This is a genomic window from Streptomyces sp. NPDC001515, assembly GCF_053597115.1.
Genome location: NZ_JBSFHN010000025.1, coordinates 1 through 19,100, shown reverse-complemented (window position 1 = coordinate 19,100; position 19,100 = coordinate 1). Strand labels below are relative to the sequence as shown.

The window sequence follows — 19,100 nt, the reverse complement described above, 5'->3', positions numbered from 1 at the left end:
ACTTCGGGCCCAACAAGGAGAGCAGGGAACCCAGATGGCGGAGCTCACGATCCGGCCGGAGGAGATCCGGGACGCGCTGGAGAACTTTGTCCAGTCGTACAAGCCGGACGCGGCCTCGCGCGAGGAGGTCGGTACGGTCAGCGTTGCCGGCGACGGCATCGCGAAGGTGGAGGGTCTGCCCTCCGCCATGGCGAACGAGCTGCTGAAGTTCGAGGACGGCACCCTCGGCCTCGCCCTCAACCTTGAGGAGCGCGAGATCGGTGCGATCGTCCTCGGCGAGTTCAGCGGCATCGAGGAGGGCCAGCCGGTGCAGCGCACCGGTGAGGTGCTCTCCGTCGGCGTCGGCGAGGGTTACCTCGGCCGTGTCGTCGACCCGCTCGGCAACCCGATCGACGGTCTCGGCGAGATCGCGACCGACGGCCGCCGCGCCCTCGAGCTGCAGGCCCCTGGCGTCATGGTCCGCAAGTCGGTCCACGAGCCGATGCAGACCGGCTACAAGGCCGTCGACGCGATGGTGCCGATCGGCCGCGGCCAGCGCCAGCTGATCATTGGTGACCGTCAGACCGGCAAGACCGCTCTGGCCGTCGACACGATCATCAACCAGCGCGACAACTGGCGCTCGGGCGACGTGAACAAGCAGGTCCGCTGCATCTACGTCGCCATCGGTCAGAAGGGCTCCACCATCGCCTCCGTGCGCGGTGCCCTCGAAGAGGCCGGCGCCCTGGAGTACACGACCATCGTCGCCGCCCCGGCGTCCGACCCGGCCGGCTTCAAGTACCTGGCGCCGTACACCGGTTCGGCCATCGGCCAGCACTGGATGTACCAGGGCAAGCACGTCCTGATCATCTTCGACGACCTCTCGAAGCAGGCCGACGCCTACCGCGCCGTGTCGCTTCTGCTGCGCCGTCCGCCGGGCCGCGAGGCCTACCCGGGCGACGTCTTCTACCTCCACTCGCGTCTGCTGGAGCGCTGCGCGAAGCTCTCCGACGACATGGGTGCCGGTTCGATGACGGGCCTCCCGATCGTCGAGACCAAGGCGAACGACGTGTCGGCGTTCATCCCGACCAACGTCATCTCCATCACCGACGGCCAGTGCTTCCTGGAGTCCGACCTGTTCAACGCCGGCCAGCGTCCGGCCCTGAACGTCGGTATCTCGGTCTCCCGCGTCGGTGGCTCCGCCCAGCACAAGGCCATGCGCCAGGTGTCCGGCCGCCTCCGTGTCGACCTCGCCCAGTACCGCGAGCTGGAGGCGTTCGCCGCCTTCGGTTCCGACCTGGACGCGGCCTCGAAGGCCTCGCTGGAGCGCGGTAAGCGCATGGTCGAGCTGCTGAAGCAGCCGCAGTACGCCCCGTTCCCGGTCGAGGAGCAGGTCGTCTCCGTCTGGGCCGGCACCAACGGCAAGATGGACGACGTCCCGGTCGAGGACATCCGCCGCTTCGAGACGGAGCTGCTGGAGTACCTGCGCCGCGAGCGCAAGGACCTCCTCACCAGCATCCGCGAGGGCGCCAAGATGTCCGACGACACGCTGCAGGCGATCGCCGACGCCGTCGCCGCCTTCAAGCAGCAGTTCGAGACCTCGGACGGCAAGCTCCTGGGCGAGGGCTGATCGATGGGCGCTCAGCTTCGCGTTTACAAGCGCCGCATCCGCTCCGTCACCGCCACGAAGAAGATCACCAAGGCGATGGAGATGATCGCCGCCTCGCGCATCGTCAAGGCGCAGCGCCAGGTGGCGGCGTCGACGCCGTACGCGACCGAACTCACCCGTGCGGTGCGTGCGGTGGCGACCGGCTCCACCACCAAGCACCCGCTGACCACCGAGGCCGAGTCCCCGGCACGGGCCGCGATCCTGCTCATCACGAGCGACCGCGGTCTGGCCGGCGGTTACTCCTCCAACGCCATCAAGGCGGCGGAGCAGCTGACCGTGCGGCTCCGCGGTGAGGGCAAGGAGGTCGACACGTATGTGATCGGCCGCAAGGGTGTCGCCTACTACGGCTTCCGTGAGCGCAAGCTCGCGGACTCGTGGACCGGCTTCACCGACAGCCCGACGTACGCGGACGCCAAGCGGGCCGCCGCCCCGCTGATCGAGGCGGTGACGCGCGAGACCGCCGAGGGCGGCGTCGACGAGCTGCACATCGTCTTCACCGAGTTCGTCTCGATGATGACGCAGAACCCGGTCGACGACCGGATGCTGCCGCTCAGTCTCGGTGCCACGAAGGACGAGGACGGCAAGGGCGAGATCCTGCCGCTCTTCGACTTCGAGCCGTCGGCGGAGGACGTCCTCGACGCCCTGCTTCCGCGGTACGTCGAGAGCCGGATCTACAACGCCCTGCTGCAGGCCGCCGCTTCCGAGCACGCCGCCCGCCGCCGTGCGATGAAGTCGGCGACCGACAACGCCGGAGAGCTGATCAAGACCCTCTCCCGGCTTGCCAACGCGGCCCGCCAGGCCGAAATCACCCAGGAAATCAGCGAGATCGTCGGTGGTGCCAGCGCGCTGGCCGACGCGACCGCGGGGAGTGACAAGTAATGACGACGACAGTTGAGACGGCCGTTGCCACGGGCCGCGTCGCCCGGGTCATCGGCCCGGTCGTCGACGTGGAGTTCCCCGTCGACGCGATGCCGGACATCTACAACGCGCTGACCGTCCAGGTGGCCGACCCGGCCGAGGACGGCAAGATCAAGACGCTGACCCTCGAAGTCGCCCAGCACCTGGGTGACGGCGTGATCCGCGCGATCTCGATGCAGCCCACCGACGGCCTGGTCCGCCAGGCCCCGGTGACCGACACGGGCACGGGCATCACGGTGCCCGTCGGGGACATCACCAAGGGCAAGGTCTTCAACACCCTCGGCGAGATCCTGAACAAGCCCGAGGCCGAGGCCGAGGTCACCGAGCGCTGGCCGATCCACCGCAAGGCGCCCAACTTCGACCAGCTCGAGTCCAAGACCGAGATGTTCGAGACCGGCGTCAAGGTCATCGACCTGCTCACCCCGTACGTCAAGGGTGGAAAGATCGGTCTGTTCGGTGGTGCCGGTGTCGGCAAGACCGTGCTGATCCAGGAAATGATCTACCGCGTCGCCAACAACCACGACGGTGTGTCGGTGTTCGCGGGCGTCGGTGAGCGTACCCGTGAGGGCAACGACCTCATCGAGGAGATGGCCGAGTCCGGCGTCATCGACAAGACGGCGCTCGTCTTCGGTCAGATGGACGAGCCGCCGGGGACGCGTCTGCGCGTCGCCCTGGCCGGTCTGACCATGGCGGAGTACTTCCGCGATGTGCAGAAGCAGGACGTGCTCTTCTTCATCGACAACATCTTCCGGTACACCCAGGCCGGCTCCGAGGTGTCCACCCTGCTCGGCCGTATGCCGTCCGCGGTGGGTTACCAGCCGAACCTGGCCGACGAGATGGGTCTGCTGCAGGAGCGCATCACGTCGACCCGCGGTCACTCGATCACCTCGATGCAGGCGATCTACGTCCCCGCGGACGACCTGACCGACCCGGCGCCGGCCACCACGTTCGCCCACCTCGACGCGACGACGGTGCTCTCCCGTCCGATCTCCGAGAAGGGCATCTACCCGGCCGTGGACCCGCTGGACTCGACGTCCCGCATCCTGGACCCGCGGTACATCGCCGCGGACCACTACACCACGGCCATGCGCGTCAAGGGGATCCTCCAGAAGTACAAGGACCTCCAGGACATCATCGCGATCCTCGGTATCGACGAGCTGGGCGAGGAGGACAAGCTCGTTGTCCACCGTGCCCGTCGCGTCGAGCGCTTCCTGTCGCAGAACACCCACGTCGCCAAGCAGTTCACCGGCGTCGACGGTTCGGACGTGTCGCTCGACGAGTCGATCACCGCGTTCAACGCGATCTGCGACGGTGAGTACGACCACTTCCCGGAGCAGGCGTTCTTCCTGTGCGGTGGCATCGAGGACCTGAAGGCCAACGCCAAGGAGCTCGGCGTCTCCTGAGCCCCCGGCTCACCGAGGGGGGCGGGTGCGTCCCGTCCCCCTCACCACGCCCCGTAGAATTGACCCAACACCCGGCACGACCGCCGGGTGGTGACCCGAGGAGCCACCCTTGGCTGCTGAGCTGCACGTCGAGCTGGTCGCCGCGGACCGCAGTGTCTGGTCCGGCGAGGCCACCCTGGTCGTCGCGCGCACCACGTCCGGCGACATCGGCGTCATGCCCGGTCACCAGCCGCTTCTGGGTGTGCTGGAATCGGGCCCGGTGACGATCCGTACGAGCGAGGGCGGCACCGTCGTCGCCGCTGTGCACGGCGGTTTCATCTCCTTCGCCGACGACAAGCTCTCGCTGCTGGCGGAGATCGCCGAGCTGGCGGACGAGATCGATGTCCAGCGCGCCGAGCGCGCGCTGGAGCGTGCGCAGTCGGACGCGGACGCCGCGTCCGAGCGGCGCGCCGAGGTGCGACTGCGCGCGGTGGCGGCTCACTAGCCACCCCGCGCAACGGCTTTACCCTCAGCCGCGGCCCGTTCTGGAGACCCTCCAGACCGTGTCGCGGCTGAGGCGATGCAGGTGCGGTTGAATTATTTGGTTATCCGTTTACTCGATGACGCGAGGAGGTCGGTGGAGATGTACCTCGCGCTGTGGGTGGGCGGGCTCGTTGTCGCACTGGTCGCGGTGGGGCTCTTCGTCTTCGGTCTGCGCCGGCGGCTGATCCAGCGCTCGGGCGGCACCTTCGACTGCAGTCTGCGCTGGAACGTCCCCGCCGAGCCCGATCTCTCGGGCAAGGGCTGGGTGTACGGCGTCGCCCGGTACAGCGGCGACAAGGTGAACTGGTTCCGTGTCTTCAGCTACTCCCCGCGTCCGCGCCGGGTGCTGGAGCGCTCGGCCATCGAGGTGGTCGCCCGCCGGATGCCCGAGGGCGAGGAGGAGCTGGCCCTGCTGTCCGACGCCGTCGTGCTCGGCTGTCTCCACCGGGAGACCCGCCTGGAGCTGGCGATGAGCGAGGACGCGCTGACCGGCTTCCTGGCCTGGCTGGAGGCCGCCCCGCCCGGCCAGAGGGTGAACGTGGCCTGACGGCCCCCTCAGGCTTCCGTGCGGTCCGCCCCGATCACCGGGCGGACCCGGGTGAGCATCAGTTCCAGGAACCGGTCCGGGTGACGGAACGCGGCGAAGTGACTGGCGTCCTCGATGAGCGCGAAGTCCTTGACCGGTGCGGTGACGTCGTCCAGGAAGGCACGGGCCGGTCCCGGCGGGGTGAGCACGTCGTGCGCCCCCTGGAAGAGGAAGACCGGCAGCCTGAATACGGTCCCCTCGGCCCGTTCGTCGATCCCCGCGGCCTCGTGTGCCACCCGCTCGGAGAAGGTCATCGCGGCCATGTAGGAGCGCAGCCCGCGCAGGCTGTGCAGGGGTGAGAACCAGAGCGAGCGGACCACCACCGTCTTCATCGTGTCGTACGACAGCGGGTCGGACGTGATGACCAGCTTGGCGTAGCGCGACGACTGCTGCGGCGTCCAGGCCGAGGGGTCGGAGCCCATCGCGGTGGCGGCGGCCAGGTCCTTGCGCTTTCCGGCCTTCTCCAGACGCTCCAGCAGCGCCCGGTGGGCGCCGTGCTCCCGCCCGCCCGCCATGATGTTCTGGTCGGTGCCGACGTACGCGGTGTACCGCTCGGGGTGGGCGCGGGCCAGCCGGAGGCCGGTGACCGTGCCGAAGGAGTTGGCGACCAGGAGCACCTTCTCGACGCCCAGCCGCTCACGGACGTGGTCGGTGACCTCCAGGGCGTCCTCGTACAGCCGGTCGAGGGTGAACGGCCCCTGGCCCCCGGCGCCGTGCCGGGCGAAGGTCCGGCCGGCGCCGCGCATGTCCCAGCGGACGACGGTGAAGTGCCGCTCCCAGCCCCGGGTGCGGGGGAGGAAGACGTGGTTGGAGGCGCCGGGGCCGCCGTGGATCTCCAGGACGACCGGGTTGGCGCGGTCATCGCCGCGCACCGAGATCCACTGGTCGAGTCCGCCGATCCGGACGAAGCCCGCCTCGTCGATCCCGTGGGGTGTGGTGATGCGCAGTTTCGCGGCCTCGGCCGCGCGTCTGATCTGCCGGTGGCCCAGGATTCCGGCGGCCGGAGCGGCGAGGAGAGCGGCGGCGGTGGCGGCGACGAGTGCGGTGAGCATGTGCGTACCCCTCAAACTGTTTACGCTGTAAGCGATTCGGTTTAAGGTATATACAGTTGTTGGGGCGGCGTCAACCGTCCCAGGAGCACCGAGGAGGAACGCGATGGCCGGGAGCGGGGCGGCGGGGAAGCGGAGCGGACCGCGGGATCTGAGGGCGGCGGTCGCCCTGCTCTGGGGGGAGCGCGGGCAGCCCGCCCGGGGGCCGAAGCCTTCGCTGTCCCCGCGCGGGATCGCGGACGAGGCGGTCGCCGTCGCCGACGCCGAGGGGCTGGACGCCGTCTCGATGGGACGGGTCGCGGCCGGGCTCGGCGTCTCGGGGATGGCGCTCTACCGCTATGTGCCGGGCAAGAACGAGCTGGTGGAGCTGATGGTCGAGGTCGTCCTGGAGGACGTGCCCGACCTCTCCGCCGAGGCGGGCGACTGGCGGGCCGGGCTGACCGTCTGGAGCCGCCGCAGCTGGGAGGTGTACCGGCGGCACGGCTGGCTGCTCGGGGCGACGGCGATGCGCCGCCAGATCATGGGCCCGCACCAGCTCGGCTGGCTGGACGCCGCCCACGCCGTCCTGGAGCCGACCGGGCTGAGTGCGGCCGAGCGGCAGCGGACCGTCCTCCTGCTGATCGGGCAGGTGCGCGGCATCGCCCAGCAGGCGGCGGACTTCGACGAGGAGCACAGCCGGGAGTGGGGCCGGCTGACGGACGAGCTGCTGGAGCGGCACGCGGAGCGCTTCCCCGCCCTGACCCGGGCCATCGCCCACGGTGCCTTCGCGCCCGACGAGGGGGGCGACCCGCTCGCCTTCGGCCTCGAACGGATCCTGGACGGTGTCCAGGTCCTGGTGGACCGCGCCGCGCGGGACTGACGCGGGCGGGCGGACGCGGAGGCCGGCGCGCGGAGGGGTGCGGGGCCGGCGCGCGGGCGGGTGTGGACGAACGAAAGACCGGGGAGACAGGGGGCGGACCTGTCTCCCCGGCGGCTTTCCGGGTGGTGCTAGCAGCGGCGGTGCGTCGCGGCTACTTCAGACCGTTGTTCATCGCGGTCACGAGCTCACCGTTGCTGGTGTCACCGCTGAACTCCCAGAAGAACGCGCCTCCCAGACCCTGGTTCTTGGCCCAGGCCATCTTGGAGCCGATGGTGGCGGGGGTGTCGTAGCTCCACCAGTTGGTGCCGCAGTGGGCGTACGCGGTGCCGGCGATGGTGCCGGTGGTCGGGCAGCTGTTCTTGAGGACCTTGTAGTCCTCGATGCCCGCCTCGTAGGTGCCCGGGGCAGCGCCGGTGGCGGTGCCGCCCGGGGCGTCCTGGGTGACGCCGGTCCAGCCGCGGCCGTAGAAGCCGATGCCGAGCAGCAGCTTGGCGGCCGGGACGCCCTGCGCCTTCAGCTTGGCGATCGCGTCGGCGGAGTTGAAGCCGGCGATCGGGATGCCGGTGTACGAGTTCAGCGGGGAGTGCGGGGCCGTCGGGCCCTTCGCGTCCCAGGCGCCGAAGAAGTCGTACGTCATCACGTTGTACCAGTTGAGCGACTGGGCGGCGCCGGCGTAGTCCGCCAGGTCGATCTTGCCGCCCTGCGAACCGTCGGCCGTGATGGCGGCGGTGACCAGGTAGTCCTTGCCGAACTTGGTGCGCAGCGCCGAGGTGAGCTTCTTCAGCGCGTCCGGACCGCTGCTGTCACAGGTCAGACCGCAGGCGTTCGGGTACTCCCAGTCGATGTCGATGCCGTCGAAGACATCGGCCCAGCGCGGGTCCTCGACCAGGCTGTAGCAGGAGTCCGCGAACGCGGCCGGGTTCTGCGCGGCCTGGCCGAAGCCGCCGGACCAGGTCCAGCCGCCGAAGGACCAGAGGACCTTGATGTGGGGGTACTTGGCCTTCAGCTTGCGGAGCTGGTTGAAGGAGCCGCGCAGCGGCTGGTCCCAGGTGTCCGCCACGCCGTCGACCGACTGGTCGGCGGTGTACGCCTTGTCGTAGTCCGCGTACGAGTCGCCGATCGTGCACTTGCCGCCCTGGACGTTGCCGAAGGCGTAGTTGATGTGCGTGATCTTCGCGGCAGAACCGGAGGTGTCCAGGTTCTTGACGTGGTAGTTGCGGCCGTAGACGCCCCACTCGGCGAAGTAGCCGAGGTTGACCTTGTCGCCGGTCTGGTTGCCGCCGTCACCGCCGCCGCCGGTGGTGTGGACCTTGACCGAGGCGCTGACCGGACCGGTCTGGTCGGCGGTGTCCCGGGCCTGCACGGCGTACGAGTAGTCGGTGCCCGCGGTCAGACCGGTGTTGGTGTACGTGGTGCCGGTGACCGTGGCCACCACGGCGCCGTCGCGCAGCACGTCGTAGTTCTTGACGCCCTTGTCGTCGGTGGCCGCGGTCCAGCTGAGCTTCACCGAGGTGTCGGTGATGCCGCTCGCGGTGGGCGTGCCCGGCGCGGTGGGGGGATTGTCGCCGGGAACCGTCGGGCCGCCGTCGCAGGAGGCGCCGTTCAGCGTGCAGTTGGTGGCGGAGCCGCCGCCGGAGCCGGTGCCGTTGAAGCCGAAGGAGACACTGGCGCCGGGGGCGATGGTGCCGTTCCAGCCGACGTTCTTGGCGGTCCAGTGGTTGCCCGTGTGCGTGACGGTGGCGTCCCAGGCGGAGCCGACGGCGGTGCCGGTCGGGAAGTCCCACTCGATGCTCCAGGAGCTGAGGGACGTGGTGCCGGTGTTCTTCACCGTCCACTGGCCCTCGAAGCCGGAGCCCCAGTCGGACTTCTTGAGGTACGTGGCCGTGGCCGAGGTGGCCGCCTCGGCGGGCGAGGCCAGGCCGACCATGGCGGCGAGGGGGAGAAGCAGTGCGGACAGACCCGCGACGGCTCTGGTTCTGGTGGCTTTTCCGGACCCGATTCTGAACCGGGTCCGGCGGGGGGTCTCAGTGCTCAACGGTGCGCTCCTCGGGAGAGGTCCGGACAAACGGGGGTGGTCCGTGGACTGCAAACCCTGCGCCGCCCTGAGCCCGTCTTGTCATGTTGGGCTCACCGCAGTGTGCTCGGTGAGATTAGGAAGGTCTGGACCAATCGTCAAGAGGTCTGGACCAAAGATCGGAGACCCGCCCACTTAAACCTTCAGATCCCCAACTCCTGTGCCAGCACCGCCGCCTGGACCCTGCTGCGCAGCTCCAGCTTCCCCAGCAAGCGGCTGACGTGCGTCTTCACCGTCGCTTCCGCCATCGAGAGCCGCACCGCGATCTCGGCGTTCGACAGTCCCTCGCCCAGACACCCCAGCACCTCGCGCTCACGGCGCGTCAGCGAGTCCAGCGCCTCGCCGCCCGGCGCCGCCGGCGTCCGGGCCGGTCCCGAACGGGCGAACTCCGCGATCAGCCGGCGCGTCACCGACGGGGCGATCAGCCCCTCGCCGCCCGCCACCGTGCGGACCGCCTCCAGCAGGTCCCGCGCCTCGGTGTCCTTGAGCAGGAAACCCGCCGCCCCCGCCCGCAACGCCCCGAACACATAGGCGTCCAGATCGAAGGTCGTCAGCACCAGCACGTCCGCGAGCCCCTCCGCGACCACCAGCTCCGTCGCCGACACCCCGTCCAGGCGCGGCATCTGGACATCCATCAGCACCAGATCCGGCCGCAGCTCCCGGGCCAGCCGCACCGCCGCCTCCCCGTCGGCGGCCTCCCCGACCACCTCCATGTCCGGCGCGCTGCCCAGGATGAGCACCAGCCCCGCCCGTACCGCCGACTGGTCCTCCGCGACCAGGATCCGGATCGTCATGAGCCCGCTTTCCTTTCGTCCACGGGCAGTTCGGCCCGCACCCGCCACACCCGGGAGCCGTCCGGACCGGAGCCGGGCCCCGCCTCGAACACGCCTCCCAGCAGCTCCACCCGCTCCCGCATCCCCACCAGCCCCGCCCCCGAACCCGGCGCACGCGGCCGGGGCCGCTCCGCGAGCACACTGCGCACCTCCACCGTCAGCGCGTCCGCGTCCTGTCCCAGCCACACCGTCACCGGCCCGGGGGCCGCGTGCTTGAGCGCGTTGGTCAGGGACTCCTGCACGATCCGGTACGCCGCCAGCTCCACCGGCGCCGGCAGTGGCCCGGCCCCGTCGCGCTCGTCCCGGAGCGTGCAGTCCAGCCCGCTGGAGACGGCGTTCGTCCGCTGCTGCTCGACGAGGGCGTCCAGCGAGTCCAGCGTCGGGGAACTGCTCGGCACCGGATCCCCGCCCCCGGCCCGCAGCAGTCCGATCAGCCGGCGCATGTCGGCCAGTCCGGCCACGCTGTTCTCCCGGATCACCCCGAGCGCGTCGCGCGAGGTCCCCGGATCGTCCAGGGAGAGCGCGGCCGTGGAGTGGATGGCGATGGCGGAGAGGTGGTTGGCCACCATGTCGTGCAGCTCGCGGGCCATCCGGGCGCGCTCGGCGGTCACCGCCTGCGTACGGTCCATCTCGGCCAGCAGCGCGATCTGGTCGGCCCGCAGCCGGGCGGTCTCGGCCGCGTTGCGGTGGTTGCGGACGCTGACCCCGGTGAGCGCCGGCAGGAACACCACCAGTCCGGTGGCGATGCCGACCAGGAGCGCCTGGGCGTCGCGGAACCACGCCACGAAACCGATGGTCACCCCGACCGTGATCAGCAGGGTGGCCACGGGGATGCGGCGGGCCGCCGCCGGGGAGCCGTACAGCACCGCCGCGTACATCAGGTCCGTGAACATCAGCACCGTCGCCAGGTTCCCGGAGGTGAACTGGTCCGCGACCAGCGCCGCCGTCCCGAGGGCCAGGGCCGTCTGCGGGGCGCTGCGCCGGGCCGGCTCCAGCGCGGCCACCACGACGAGCGGGAGCAGGGAGACCCAGTCCGCGCCGAAGAGGCGACCGGTCTGCATGTGCAGCCCGAGCAGCCACAGGACCCCTCCGCCGAGGAGTCCGATGACCGCGATCAGGACGTCGTCGCGGTGGGGGCGGGCCAGTGAGAACACCCGTCCATCCAACACGCCCCCGCCGCGCCGGGGCCTCCTCGTCGAGGGCGATCCGCGACTACATCGAAGGATGCAGTGCGCTTTCGTCACCGGGGCCGATGAACCGGGCCGGACCGGCGGCCAGGCTGGAAGGGACGGAAAGGATGCGGACCGTGATCGTCACACTGATCGTCCTCTGCGAGATCGCCTTCTGGGTGCTGCTGGCCCTCGGACTCGCGCTGCGCTACGTGGCGGGGAAGCCGAGGCTGGGCGGCGCCGTGCTGCTGTGCGAGCCGCTGCTGGAGCTCGTCCTGCTGGTGGTGACGGCCGTCGATCTGAAGAACGGTGCCGCACCGGACTGGAAGCACGGACTGGCCGCCGTCTACATCGGCTTCACCGTCGGGCTCGGCCACTCCACCATCCGCTGGGTGGACGCCCGCGTCGCCCACCGCTTCGCCGGCGGCCCGCCCCCGGTGAAACCGCCGAGGTACGGCACGGCGCGGGCGGTGCACGAATGGAAGGTCGCCGGACGGTGGAGCGTGGCGGCCGTGACGGCCCTGGCGCTCCTCCAGGCGGCGATCTGGTACGTCGGCGGGGAGGGCGACGCCGGCTCGCTGCGGTCCTGGCAGCGCACGATGCTCTTCGTCCTCGGCATCAACCTGGTGATCGCCCTCAGCTACACCCTGTTCCCCAAGCGGGCCCCGCACGGCGGTACGGGAGACCGGCGGGACGGCACCCGGAAGGTGAACGGGCCGCCCGCGGGGTGAGACCCGCGGACGGCGGCGCTCCGGATCAGCGTTCGCCGCCCGGCACCCACAGCACGTCCCCGACCTCCTTGTTCGCCACCCGGGCCAGGATGAACAGCAGGTCCGAGAGCCGGTTCAGATAGGTCGCGGTCAGCGGGTTCATCACCTCGCCGTGCACCTCGAACGCGGCCCAGGTGGAGCGCTCGGCGCGCCGGACCACCGTGCACGCCTGGTGCAGCAGCGCGGCGCCGGGGGTGCCGCCCGGAAGGATGAAGCTGCGGAGCTTCTCCACCTGCTCCAGATAGTGGTCGCAGTCCGCCTCCAGCCGGTCGATGTAGTGCTGCTCCACCCGCAGCGGCGGGTACTGCGGCTCCTCGACGACCGGCGTCGACAGATCGGCGCCGACGTCGAAGAGGTCGTTCTGCACCCGGACGAGAACCTTCACCACGTCCTCGGGCAGTGCGCCCAGCGCGATGGCCGTCCCGAGGACGGCGTTGGCCTCGTTGGCGTCGGCGTACGCGGAGATCCGCAGATCGGTCTTGGCGGTCCGGCTCATGTCGCCGAGGGCGGTGGTGCCCGTGTCGCCGGTGCGGGTGTAGATACGTGTCAGATTGACCATGCCGTCACCTTAGTTACGCCCCCGCCCTCCGGAAGACGGCTGTGCCCACCGTCACGGCCAGGGCGGTGAATCCGACGGCGACGAGCCCCCCGTACAGCATGTGCGTCGTGGCGTACGCGCCCGCGTACGCGTCCCGCACCGCGTCCACCAGGTAGCGCAGCGGTGTGAGGTGCGACAGGACGTCCAGCCAGCCGGGGCCGAGCGTCATCGGGAGCACCAGCCCCGACAGCAGCATGGTCGGCATGGCCACGGCGTTGACCACCGGACCGAACTCCTGCGGGGTCGCGACCCGCATGGCCAGGGTGTACGAGAGCGAGGCCAGCGCGACGGTGAGCAGCGCGACGAACACGAAGCCGATCAGGATCCCGGGCAGCGGCGCGCGCAGTCCCATGAGGACGGCGGTGAGCACCAGCAGCACGGCCTGGAAGACGAACAGCAGCGCGTCGCGCAGCACCCGCCCCAGCAGCAGCGCGGCCCGGCTGACCGGGGTGACCCGCATCCGTTCGACGACCCCGGTCGACGCGTCGATGATGAGCGCGAAACCGGCGAACGAGGCACCGAACAGCGCGAGTTGGAGCAGCAGTCCGGGCACGAGCACCTGCCAGGAGTCGCCCCGGCCGCCGAGCGGCAGCCCGGTGAGCAGCGGGCCGAAGAAGAGCAGGTAGAGCAGCGGCATCAGGATGCCGAAGAGGATCTGGAACTTCGAGCGCAGGGTCTGGCGGGCGTACCGCCCGAAGACGAGCGCGGTGTCGTGGAGCAGCATCGGTCTCGGTCCCTAGACGGTGGCGGGCGTGGGGTCGGCGGGGGCGGCGGAGCGGCCGGTGACGGCGAGGAACGCGTCCTGGAGCGAGGCGTTGGCGGAGCCCGCGTACCGCTCCTTCAGCGCGGTCGGGGTGCCCTCGGCCGCGACCCGCCCGTGGTCGATGACGACCACCCGGTCCGCGAGCGCGTCCGCCTCGTCGAGGTAGTGCGTGGTGAGCACCACCGTGGTGCCGGACTCCGTGCGCAGCGTGCGCACCAGCTCCCAGAGGTCGGCGCGGCTGCCCGGGTCGAGCCCGGTCGTCGGCTCGTCGAGGAAGAGCACGGCCGGGCTGTGGGTGAGCCCCATCGCGAGGTCCAGCCGGCGGCGCTGGCCCCCGGAGAGGGTGACCGCCCTCCGGTCGAGGAGTCCGGTCAGGCCCAGCTCCCCGGCCAGCTCCCGGGCCCTGGCCTCGGCGGCGGTGCGGCCCAGCCGGTACAGCCGGCCCTGGGTGACCAGCTCCTCGCGGACCGAGAGGTGCGGGTCGACCCCGCCGGACTGGGCGACGTAGCCGCAGACGCCGCGGACCCCGGCGGGATCGCGGACCAGATCGTGGCCGGCGACGGTGGCGGCGCCCCCGGTCGGGGCGAGGAGGGTGGTGAGCATCCGCAGGGTGGTCGTCTTGCCCGCCCCGTTGGGGCCGAGCAGGCCGACGATCTCGCCGGCCTCCACGGTGAGATCGAGCGCGCGCACGGCGTCCACCGGGCCCGCCTTGGTGGTGAAGGTCCGGGCGAGCCCGGCCGTACTGATGATTGCCATAACGACCACAAAAACAGAGTCACTGAAAAATTGCAATGGCCCCAAAAATTCAGCAACTCCAGAACGGGCCTACGATGAGGCCATGAGCGAGGGACTCCGGGAGCGCAAGAAGCGGCAGACCAGGCAGCACCTCTCGGACGTGGCCACCGGCCTCTTCCTGGAGCGCGGCTTCGACGCGGTCACCATCGCGGAGGTCGCACGGGCCGCCGATGTCTCGGTGAACACCGTGTACAACTACTTCCCGGCCAAGGAGGACCTCTTCCTCGACCGCAGCCGGGGCGTCGTCGACCGGCTCTCGCGGTACGTCCGGGGCCGCGACAAGGGGGAGTCCGCCGCCGACGCCGTCCTGCGCGAACTGCGCGACCAGGTCGAGAGCGTCTCGCCCGCCGTCGGGCTCATGGAGGGCTACGAGCGCTTCATGAAGGTCATCGAGGGCGCCGACGGCCTCAAGGCGCGGCTCTGGCACATCCAGCAGGAGGTGCAGGAGCACCTGGAGGCCACGCTCCTGGAGGAGTCCGGCGCGGCCCCCGGCGACCGCACCCCGTCCCTCGTCGCCGGCCAGCTCGCCTGGGTGCACTCCACGCTCATGGCGTACATCGGCCGCGAGATGATGGCCGGCCGGCGGGCCGGCGAGGTGTCCCGGGACGCCCTCGTCCTCCTCGACGACATCGAGGAGCTGCTCGGCGAACGGGTGCTCAACTACGCGCGGCGCACCGCCGAATGACGGCTCCCGGTGTGATGTCCGTCATTTGAGACGTGACGCGCATCTCTTCACCGCCCCAGCACCCCTCACGGGTACTAACCTCCGCCGGAGAGCACGGACGAAGAACCGTCGAGGAACAAGCAGAGGGGTGCCAACGTGGCCAGGAAGCTCGCCGTCATCGGCGCCGGACTCATGGGGTCCGGTATCGCACAGGTCTCCGCCCAGGCGGGCTGGGACGTCGTGCTGCGCGATGTCACCGACGCGGCCCTGACCCGCGGCCATGACGGCATCAGGGCCTCGTACGACAAGTTCGTCTCCAAGGGCAAGCTCGACGCCGCCGACGCCGAGGCCGCCCTCGGCCGCATCACCACCACCACCGACCTCGACGCGGTCGCCGACGCCGACGTGGTCGTCGAGGCGGTCTTCGAGAAGCTGGAGGTGAAGCACGAGATCTTCCGCTCCCTGGACACGATCGTCCGGGACGACACCGTGCTCGCCTCCAACACCTCCGCCATCCCGATCACCAAGATCGCGGCGGTCACCGAGCGCCCGGAGCGCGTCGTCGGCGTGCACTTCTTCTCGCCGGTCCCGATGATGCGGCTCTGCGAGCTGGTCCGCGGCTACAAGACCAGCGACGAAACCCTCGCCACCGCCCGGGAGTTCGCGGAGTCGGTCGGCAAGACCTGCATCGTGGTCAACCGCGACGTGGCCGGCTTCGTCACCACCCGGCTGATCTCGGCGCTCGTCGTCGAGGCCGCCAAGCTGTACGAGTCGGGCGTCGCCTCCGCCGAGGACATCGACATCGCCTGCAAGCTCGGTTTCGGCCACGCCATGGGCCCGCTCGCGACCGCGGACCTGACCGGTGTCGACATCCTGCTGCACGCCACCGGCAACATCTACACCGAGTCCCAGGACGAGAAGTTCGCCGCCCCGGAGCTGATGCGCCGGATGGTGGACGCAGGTGACATCGGGCGCAAGAGCGGGCAGGGCTTTTACACCTACTGATCGTTTCCGGTCCCCGGCTGTCTGACATGGCGTCGATTCCGTCGTCGGTCCGACCCGGGGGCCCTGGGCGCTGTCTTCGGACAACACCCGCGGAACCGGTGGATCCCACCCGGATCCGCAGCCGCCCCGGTCACTCCTCGGAGTGAATTAGGTATCGGTTCGCTTACAGACGGCAACTTCACCGTCTCTGCCGCAGTCAGTGGGGGAGAGACAGTTTCAGACACACCGGCCATGCCACGGAGCATTCCAGGGGAGCGCATATGCACATCAGGGGCGACCACGCCGAGCTCGCCGTCGGGGGCCGCCTCGATGTCCGCAGCGCGGCGGACGCCCGTACGGTCCTGCACTCGGCCCTCGACGACGGCGTCGGCGATCTGGTGCTCGACCTGACCGAGCTGGACTCGTGGGACGCCACCGGACTCGGCGTCATCATGGGCGCGCACCGCAGAGCCGGACGGGCCGGGCGCAGACTCGTGCTCCGCGGTGTGCCTCCGCAGATGCAACGCCTTCTCGTCGCCACCCGGCTGCACCGGATCCTGGCCATCGAGGGCGGAATCGCCGCGGAGTCCCTGCCGCGCGTCTGACGGCACCCACCCGCTCGGGACACGGACGGAATCCACACAATCCTCACCGGACCGTGATCTGCGGTGCGGCGCGGCACCCCGGGTGTTCGTAGATACTGTGCGAAGGTTTAGGGTTCGGCCGTCTGCCGATTGACGGACCCACCTGGCGGACACCGGACCGTGAGCGACAGCTTGGGCGTGTGGGGCCGGGAGGGGCACCCGTTCTCGACGCGTCTATGGGGGCTTTGGCGATGGACCCGACACACCGCGGGCCGGAGGAGTACGGCCACGACGACGGCGGATCGTCCGGGGAGAGCGGCCGGCGCCGCCCCTCGCGCGACGCCCTCGCTCCGGATTTCGGTCAGCAAACACCGCAACAGGCACGTGTGGTCCCGCTGATAGCCGGTGATCTCCTGCTCACCGTCAACCCGGTGGACGGCAGCGAGGTCGAACCCTGCCCGCCCGGCGAGCAGCCCGCGGCCCCCGTCCGCCGCACCCCCGCCGAGCGCGCCGACCGCGAACGGGCCGCCGCACCGCCCGTGCCGCCCGGCCCGCCCGCCCTCCAGCTCCCGCTCCTCCAGCGCGAGGACGAACGCGAACGGCTGACCCGGCTGCTGGCCCGGGGCCGCTCCGTACGGCTCACCGGACCGGCCGGATCCGGCCGCACCACGCTCCTGGACGCCGTCGCCGCCGACTGCGCCGGATTCGCCCCCGACGGCGTCGTCCGCCTCAACGGCCACAAGCGCACCGTCACCGATCTGCTGTACGGCCTCTTCGACGCGGTCCACGACGCCCCGCTGCACCGCCCGGACCGCGAGCTGCTCCACGAGAAGCTGCGCACCACCGGCGCCGTCGTCGTCCTGGACGACCTGGAGTTCGGCGGCGCCGCCCTCGACGAACTGCTCGACGCGACGCCCGAGTGCGCCTTCCTGCTGGCCGCGACGCCCGACGTCCAGGCCCCGGGCCCCGAGTCCCACCTCGAAGAGGTCTTCCTCCCCGGCCTGGACCGGGCCCACGCCGTCGAGCTCCTGGAGACGGTCGTCGAACGCCGGCTCACCGAGGAGGAGAACAACTGGGCCGGAGACCTCTGGTTCGAGTCCGAGGGCCTGCCCCTGCGCTTCGTCCAGGCCGGCGCCCTGCTCCGCCAGCGCGATCTGCTGCGCCCCGACTCCACCGCGTACGACGAGTTCGGCTACCGCGACGGCGCGGTCACCGACGAGCCCGCGCCGGAGGCGGACGAGGCCCTCGACCTCCCGCTGCCCAGCCTCGGCGAGGGCGCCGCGCCCGCCGCGCTGCTCGGCTCCCGGCTGAGCGAGGCCGCGCGCCAGACGCTGCGCTTCGCCGTCGCGCTCGGCGGCGAGGTGCCGCACCAGGCACATCTGCCGGCGCTCGTGGGGGACACCCACGCCGACGCGGCCCTCGGCGAACTGGCCGGCTGCGGACTGCTGTCCCCGGCCGGCCCCCGCTACCGGCTGGCCGCCGGGGTGCTCGCCCAGCTGGAGGCCGCCGGATACGGCGAAGGGGCCGGCGAACACGCCCGGACCGTGGCCCAGCACTACGCCTGGTGGACCGGGCACCCCTCCGTCACCCCGCACCGGGTGGTGGCCGAGTCCGACGCGATCCTCGCCTCGATGGCGCAGCTGGTGCCCGGGGACGAGGCCGGGCAGACCAGCGTGGCGGTCCTGCTGGCCCGCAGCGCCTCGCCCGCCTTCGCGGCCGGGCTGCACTGGAGCGCCTGGGAGCGTGCGCTGCGGATCGGCCAGGAGGCCGCCCGGATCGCGGGAGAGGTCGCGGAGGAGGCGTACTTCCACCACGAGCTGGGTGTGCTCGCGCTCTGCACCGGCAACCCCGACCGGGCCAGGACCGAACTGGAGACCTCCGTCAGCATGCGCGGCGCGCTGGCCGACAAGCCCGGCGCGGTCGCCGGGCGGCGGGCGCTCGCCCTGGTCGCCGACCGCTCCCGGTCGGCGGCGGCGTCCGGCGGCCTCGCGGTCGCCGGGCCATCGGCGCAGTCCGCCCCGGCGGAGCCGTCGACGCCGCGCGGGCTGCCGGCCGTCATCCCCGTCTCCGTACCGAAGCCGCTGTCGGAGGACACCGCCGTCATCGCCCGGCAGAGCGCGCCGAAGGGCGGTGAGGAACCCCCGGCCGGCCGTTTCCCGCTGCTCGGCGGTGCCCGGCGCAATCTGGTCGCGGCCGGAGCGGGCGTGCTGCTCGCCGGGGTGCTGGGCACCGTGGTGACCCTGGGGCTCACCTCGAACAGCGACCCGGCGGGTGACCCCGGAGCCTCGACCGAGCAGTCGGTGACCGACGGCGGGGACACGGAGGACGAGCTGCCCTCCGACGAGACCACGGACGGGACCACCCCGTCGGCCACGGCCTCGGGTTCGGCCTCGTCCTCCGCGAGCCCCGGCCCGTCCGGGACCCCGTCCGCACCGGCCACGGGGAGCGGGCCGTCGGCCACCGGGAGCGCGTCGGCGTCGGCACCGTCCTCGCCGGACGGAAGCCCTTCGTCGCCGGGGTCCTCGCCGTCGCACTCGAAGCCCATGAGCCCGAGGCCGACACCGAGCGGTGCCTCGCCGTCGAGCCCCGACCCGTCGGAGTCGCAGTCCTCCGATCCGTCGCCGTCCCCGTCCACGGACGATCCGGGGGACCCGGAGGGGCCGACGGCGCCCGACTCCTCGGACACGGCGGCCATCGGCCCGACCGGCCCCACGCAGGCCGGCCCCTCGACGACCTGAGCGGTGGGGGGGGCCCCGCGGGCCCCCCCCCGCCGGCCGAACAGCCCCCGCGGGGGGGGGGCCGGGGGGCCGGGGGCCCCCCCCCCGACCCGCGGACGGCGCCCGACCCCCGGTCGGAGCCGGGGCCGCGAGGGGCCGGGGCGGGC

At 71.4% G+C, this 19,100-nt stretch carries 18 protein-coding genes; 11 read left to right on the top strand and 7 right to left on the bottom strand.

What is annotated here, in order from left to right; translation table 11 throughout:
- The first annotated feature begins 34 nt into the window (after positions 1–34).
- From atpA to ACWCXC_RS25020, 5 genes are all read left to right on the top strand, one after another.
- Complete coding sequence (atpA, locus tag ACWCXC_RS25040; RefSeq protein ID WP_111338206.1) at positions 35–1,606, top strand: F0F1 ATP synthase subunit alpha; 1,572 nt, start codon at positions 35–37, stop codon at positions 1,604–1,606.
- Positions 1,607–1,609: 3 nt separating this feature from the next.
- Complete coding sequence (locus tag ACWCXC_RS25035; protein ID WP_450683119.1) at positions 1,610–2,524, top strand: F0F1 ATP synthase subunit gamma; 915 nt, start codon at positions 1,610–1,612, stop codon at positions 2,522–2,524.
- Positions 2,524–3,966, top strand: coding sequence for a F0F1 ATP synthase subunit beta (gene atpD / locus ACWCXC_RS25030; protein ID WP_450683118.1), 1,443 nt, complete (start codon positions 2,524–2,526; stop codon positions 3,964–3,966). Before ACWCXC_RS25035 ends, atpD begins: the two co-directional genes overlap by 1 nt.
- Positions 3,967–4,075: 109 nt before the next feature.
- Complete coding sequence (locus tag ACWCXC_RS25025) at positions 4,076–4,450, top strand: F0F1 ATP synthase subunit epsilon (RefSeq protein ID WP_383635061.1); 375 nt, start codon at positions 4,076–4,078, stop codon at positions 4,448–4,450.
- Positions 4,451–4,588: 138 nt separating this feature from the next.
- Positions 4,589–5,035: a DUF2550 domain-containing protein gene (locus ACWCXC_RS25020; RefSeq protein ID WP_383635456.1), complete on the top strand. Its 447-nt coding sequence runs from the start codon at positions 4,589–4,591 to the stop codon at positions 5,033–5,035.
- Positions 5,036–5,043: 8 nt separating this feature from the next.
- Here ACWCXC_RS25020 and ACWCXC_RS25015 read toward each other — a convergent pair whose 3' ends face one another.
- On the bottom strand, positions 5,044–6,126 hold the full coding sequence (locus tag ACWCXC_RS25015) for an alpha/beta fold hydrolase (protein WP_450890589.1): 1,083 nt from the start codon (positions 6,124–6,126) through the stop codon (positions 5,044–5,046).
- A 103-nt stretch (positions 6,127–6,229) separates the two neighbouring features.
- On the opposite strand from ACWCXC_RS25015, the gene ACWCXC_RS25010 reads away from it, so the two are divergent.
- Positions 6,230–6,982, top strand: a complete 753-nt coding sequence (locus ACWCXC_RS25010) for a TetR/AcrR family transcriptional regulator C-terminal domain-containing protein (RefSeq protein WP_450683115.1) — start codon at positions 6,230–6,232, stop codon at positions 6,980–6,982.
- A 151-nt stretch (positions 6,983–7,133) separates the two neighbouring features.
- Here ACWCXC_RS25010 and ACWCXC_RS25005 read toward each other — a convergent pair whose 3' ends face one another.
- The 3 genes from ACWCXC_RS25005 to ACWCXC_RS24995 all read right to left on the bottom strand — a co-directional run bounded on the left by ACWCXC_RS25005 (position 7,134) and on the right by ACWCXC_RS24995 (position 11,043).
- A complete protein-coding gene (locus ACWCXC_RS25005) occupies positions 7,134–9,017 on the bottom strand; it encodes a glycosyl hydrolase family 18 protein (RefSeq protein WP_450890588.1) in 1,884 nt (627 codons plus the stop codon).
- 182 nt (positions 9,018–9,199) lie between these two features.
- Positions 9,200–9,850, bottom strand: coding sequence for a response regulator (locus tag ACWCXC_RS25000; RefSeq protein ID WP_450683113.1), 651 nt, complete (start codon positions 9,848–9,850; stop codon positions 9,200–9,202).
- The gene (locus ACWCXC_RS24995; RefSeq protein ID WP_450890587.1) at positions 9,847–11,043 is read right to left on the bottom strand and encodes a sensor histidine kinase; all 1,197 of its coding nucleotides are present in this window, start codon (positions 11,041–11,043) and stop codon (positions 9,847–9,849) included. The genes ACWCXC_RS25000 and ACWCXC_RS24995 overlap by 4 nt, the downstream gene beginning before the upstream one ends.
- A gap of 152 nt (positions 11,044–11,195) precedes the next feature.
- On the opposite strand from ACWCXC_RS24995, the gene ACWCXC_RS24990 reads away from it, so the two are divergent.
- Positions 11,196–11,789 carry a hypothetical protein gene (locus ACWCXC_RS24990; RefSeq protein WP_450890586.1) on the top strand — a complete coding sequence of 198 codons (594 nt, stop codon included), beginning with the start codon at positions 11,196–11,198 and terminating at the stop codon, positions 11,787–11,789.
- A 25-nt stretch (positions 11,790–11,814) separates the two neighbouring features.
- Here ACWCXC_RS24990 and ACWCXC_RS24985 read toward each other — a convergent pair whose 3' ends face one another.
- The 3 genes from ACWCXC_RS24985 to ACWCXC_RS24975 are packed head-to-tail and all read right to left on the bottom strand — an operon-like array spanning position 11,815 to position 13,945.
- Positions 11,815–12,387, bottom strand: coding sequence for a cob(I)yrinic acid a,c-diamide adenosyltransferase (locus ACWCXC_RS24985; RefSeq protein WP_450683110.1), 573 nt, complete (start codon positions 12,385–12,387; stop codon positions 11,815–11,817).
- Between the two features lie 13 nt (positions 12,388–12,400).
- The gene (locus tag ACWCXC_RS24980; protein ID WP_450890585.1) at positions 12,401–13,150 is read right to left on the bottom strand and encodes an ABC transporter permease; all 750 of its coding nucleotides are present in this window, start codon (positions 13,148–13,150) and stop codon (positions 12,401–12,403) included.
- 12 nt (positions 13,151–13,162) lie between these two features.
- Positions 13,163–13,945, bottom strand: a complete 783-nt coding sequence (locus tag ACWCXC_RS24975) for an ABC transporter ATP-binding protein (RefSeq protein ID WP_450890584.1) — start codon at positions 13,943–13,945, stop codon at positions 13,163–13,165.
- 82 nt (positions 13,946–14,027) lie between these two features.
- On the opposite strand from ACWCXC_RS24975, the gene ACWCXC_RS24970 reads away from it, so the two are divergent.
- The 4 genes from ACWCXC_RS24970 (at position 14,028) to ACWCXC_RS24955 (ending at position 18,954) form a co-directional block, all read left to right on the top strand.
- Positions 14,028–14,669 carry a TetR/AcrR family transcriptional regulator gene (locus ACWCXC_RS24970; protein WP_450683107.1) on the top strand — a complete coding sequence of 214 codons (642 nt, stop codon included), beginning with the start codon at positions 14,028–14,030 and terminating at the stop codon, positions 14,667–14,669.
- Positions 14,670–14,804: 135 nt separating this feature from the next.
- Positions 14,805–15,653 carry a 3-hydroxyacyl-CoA dehydrogenase family protein gene (locus ACWCXC_RS24965; protein ID WP_450890583.1) on the top strand — a complete coding sequence of 283 codons (849 nt, stop codon included), beginning with the start codon at positions 14,805–14,807 and terminating at the stop codon, positions 15,651–15,653.
- 260 nt (positions 15,654–15,913) lie between these two features.
- On the top strand, positions 15,914–16,237 hold the full coding sequence (locus tag ACWCXC_RS24960) for an STAS domain-containing protein (protein ID WP_383635086.1): 324 nt from the start codon (positions 15,914–15,916) through the stop codon (positions 16,235–16,237).
- Positions 16,238–16,467: 230 nt separating this feature from the next.
- Complete coding sequence (locus ACWCXC_RS24955; RefSeq protein ID WP_450890582.1) at positions 16,468–18,954, top strand: ATP-binding protein; 2,487 nt, start codon at positions 16,468–16,470, stop codon at positions 18,952–18,954.
- The last annotated feature ends 146 nt before the right edge of the window (positions 18,955–19,100 follow it).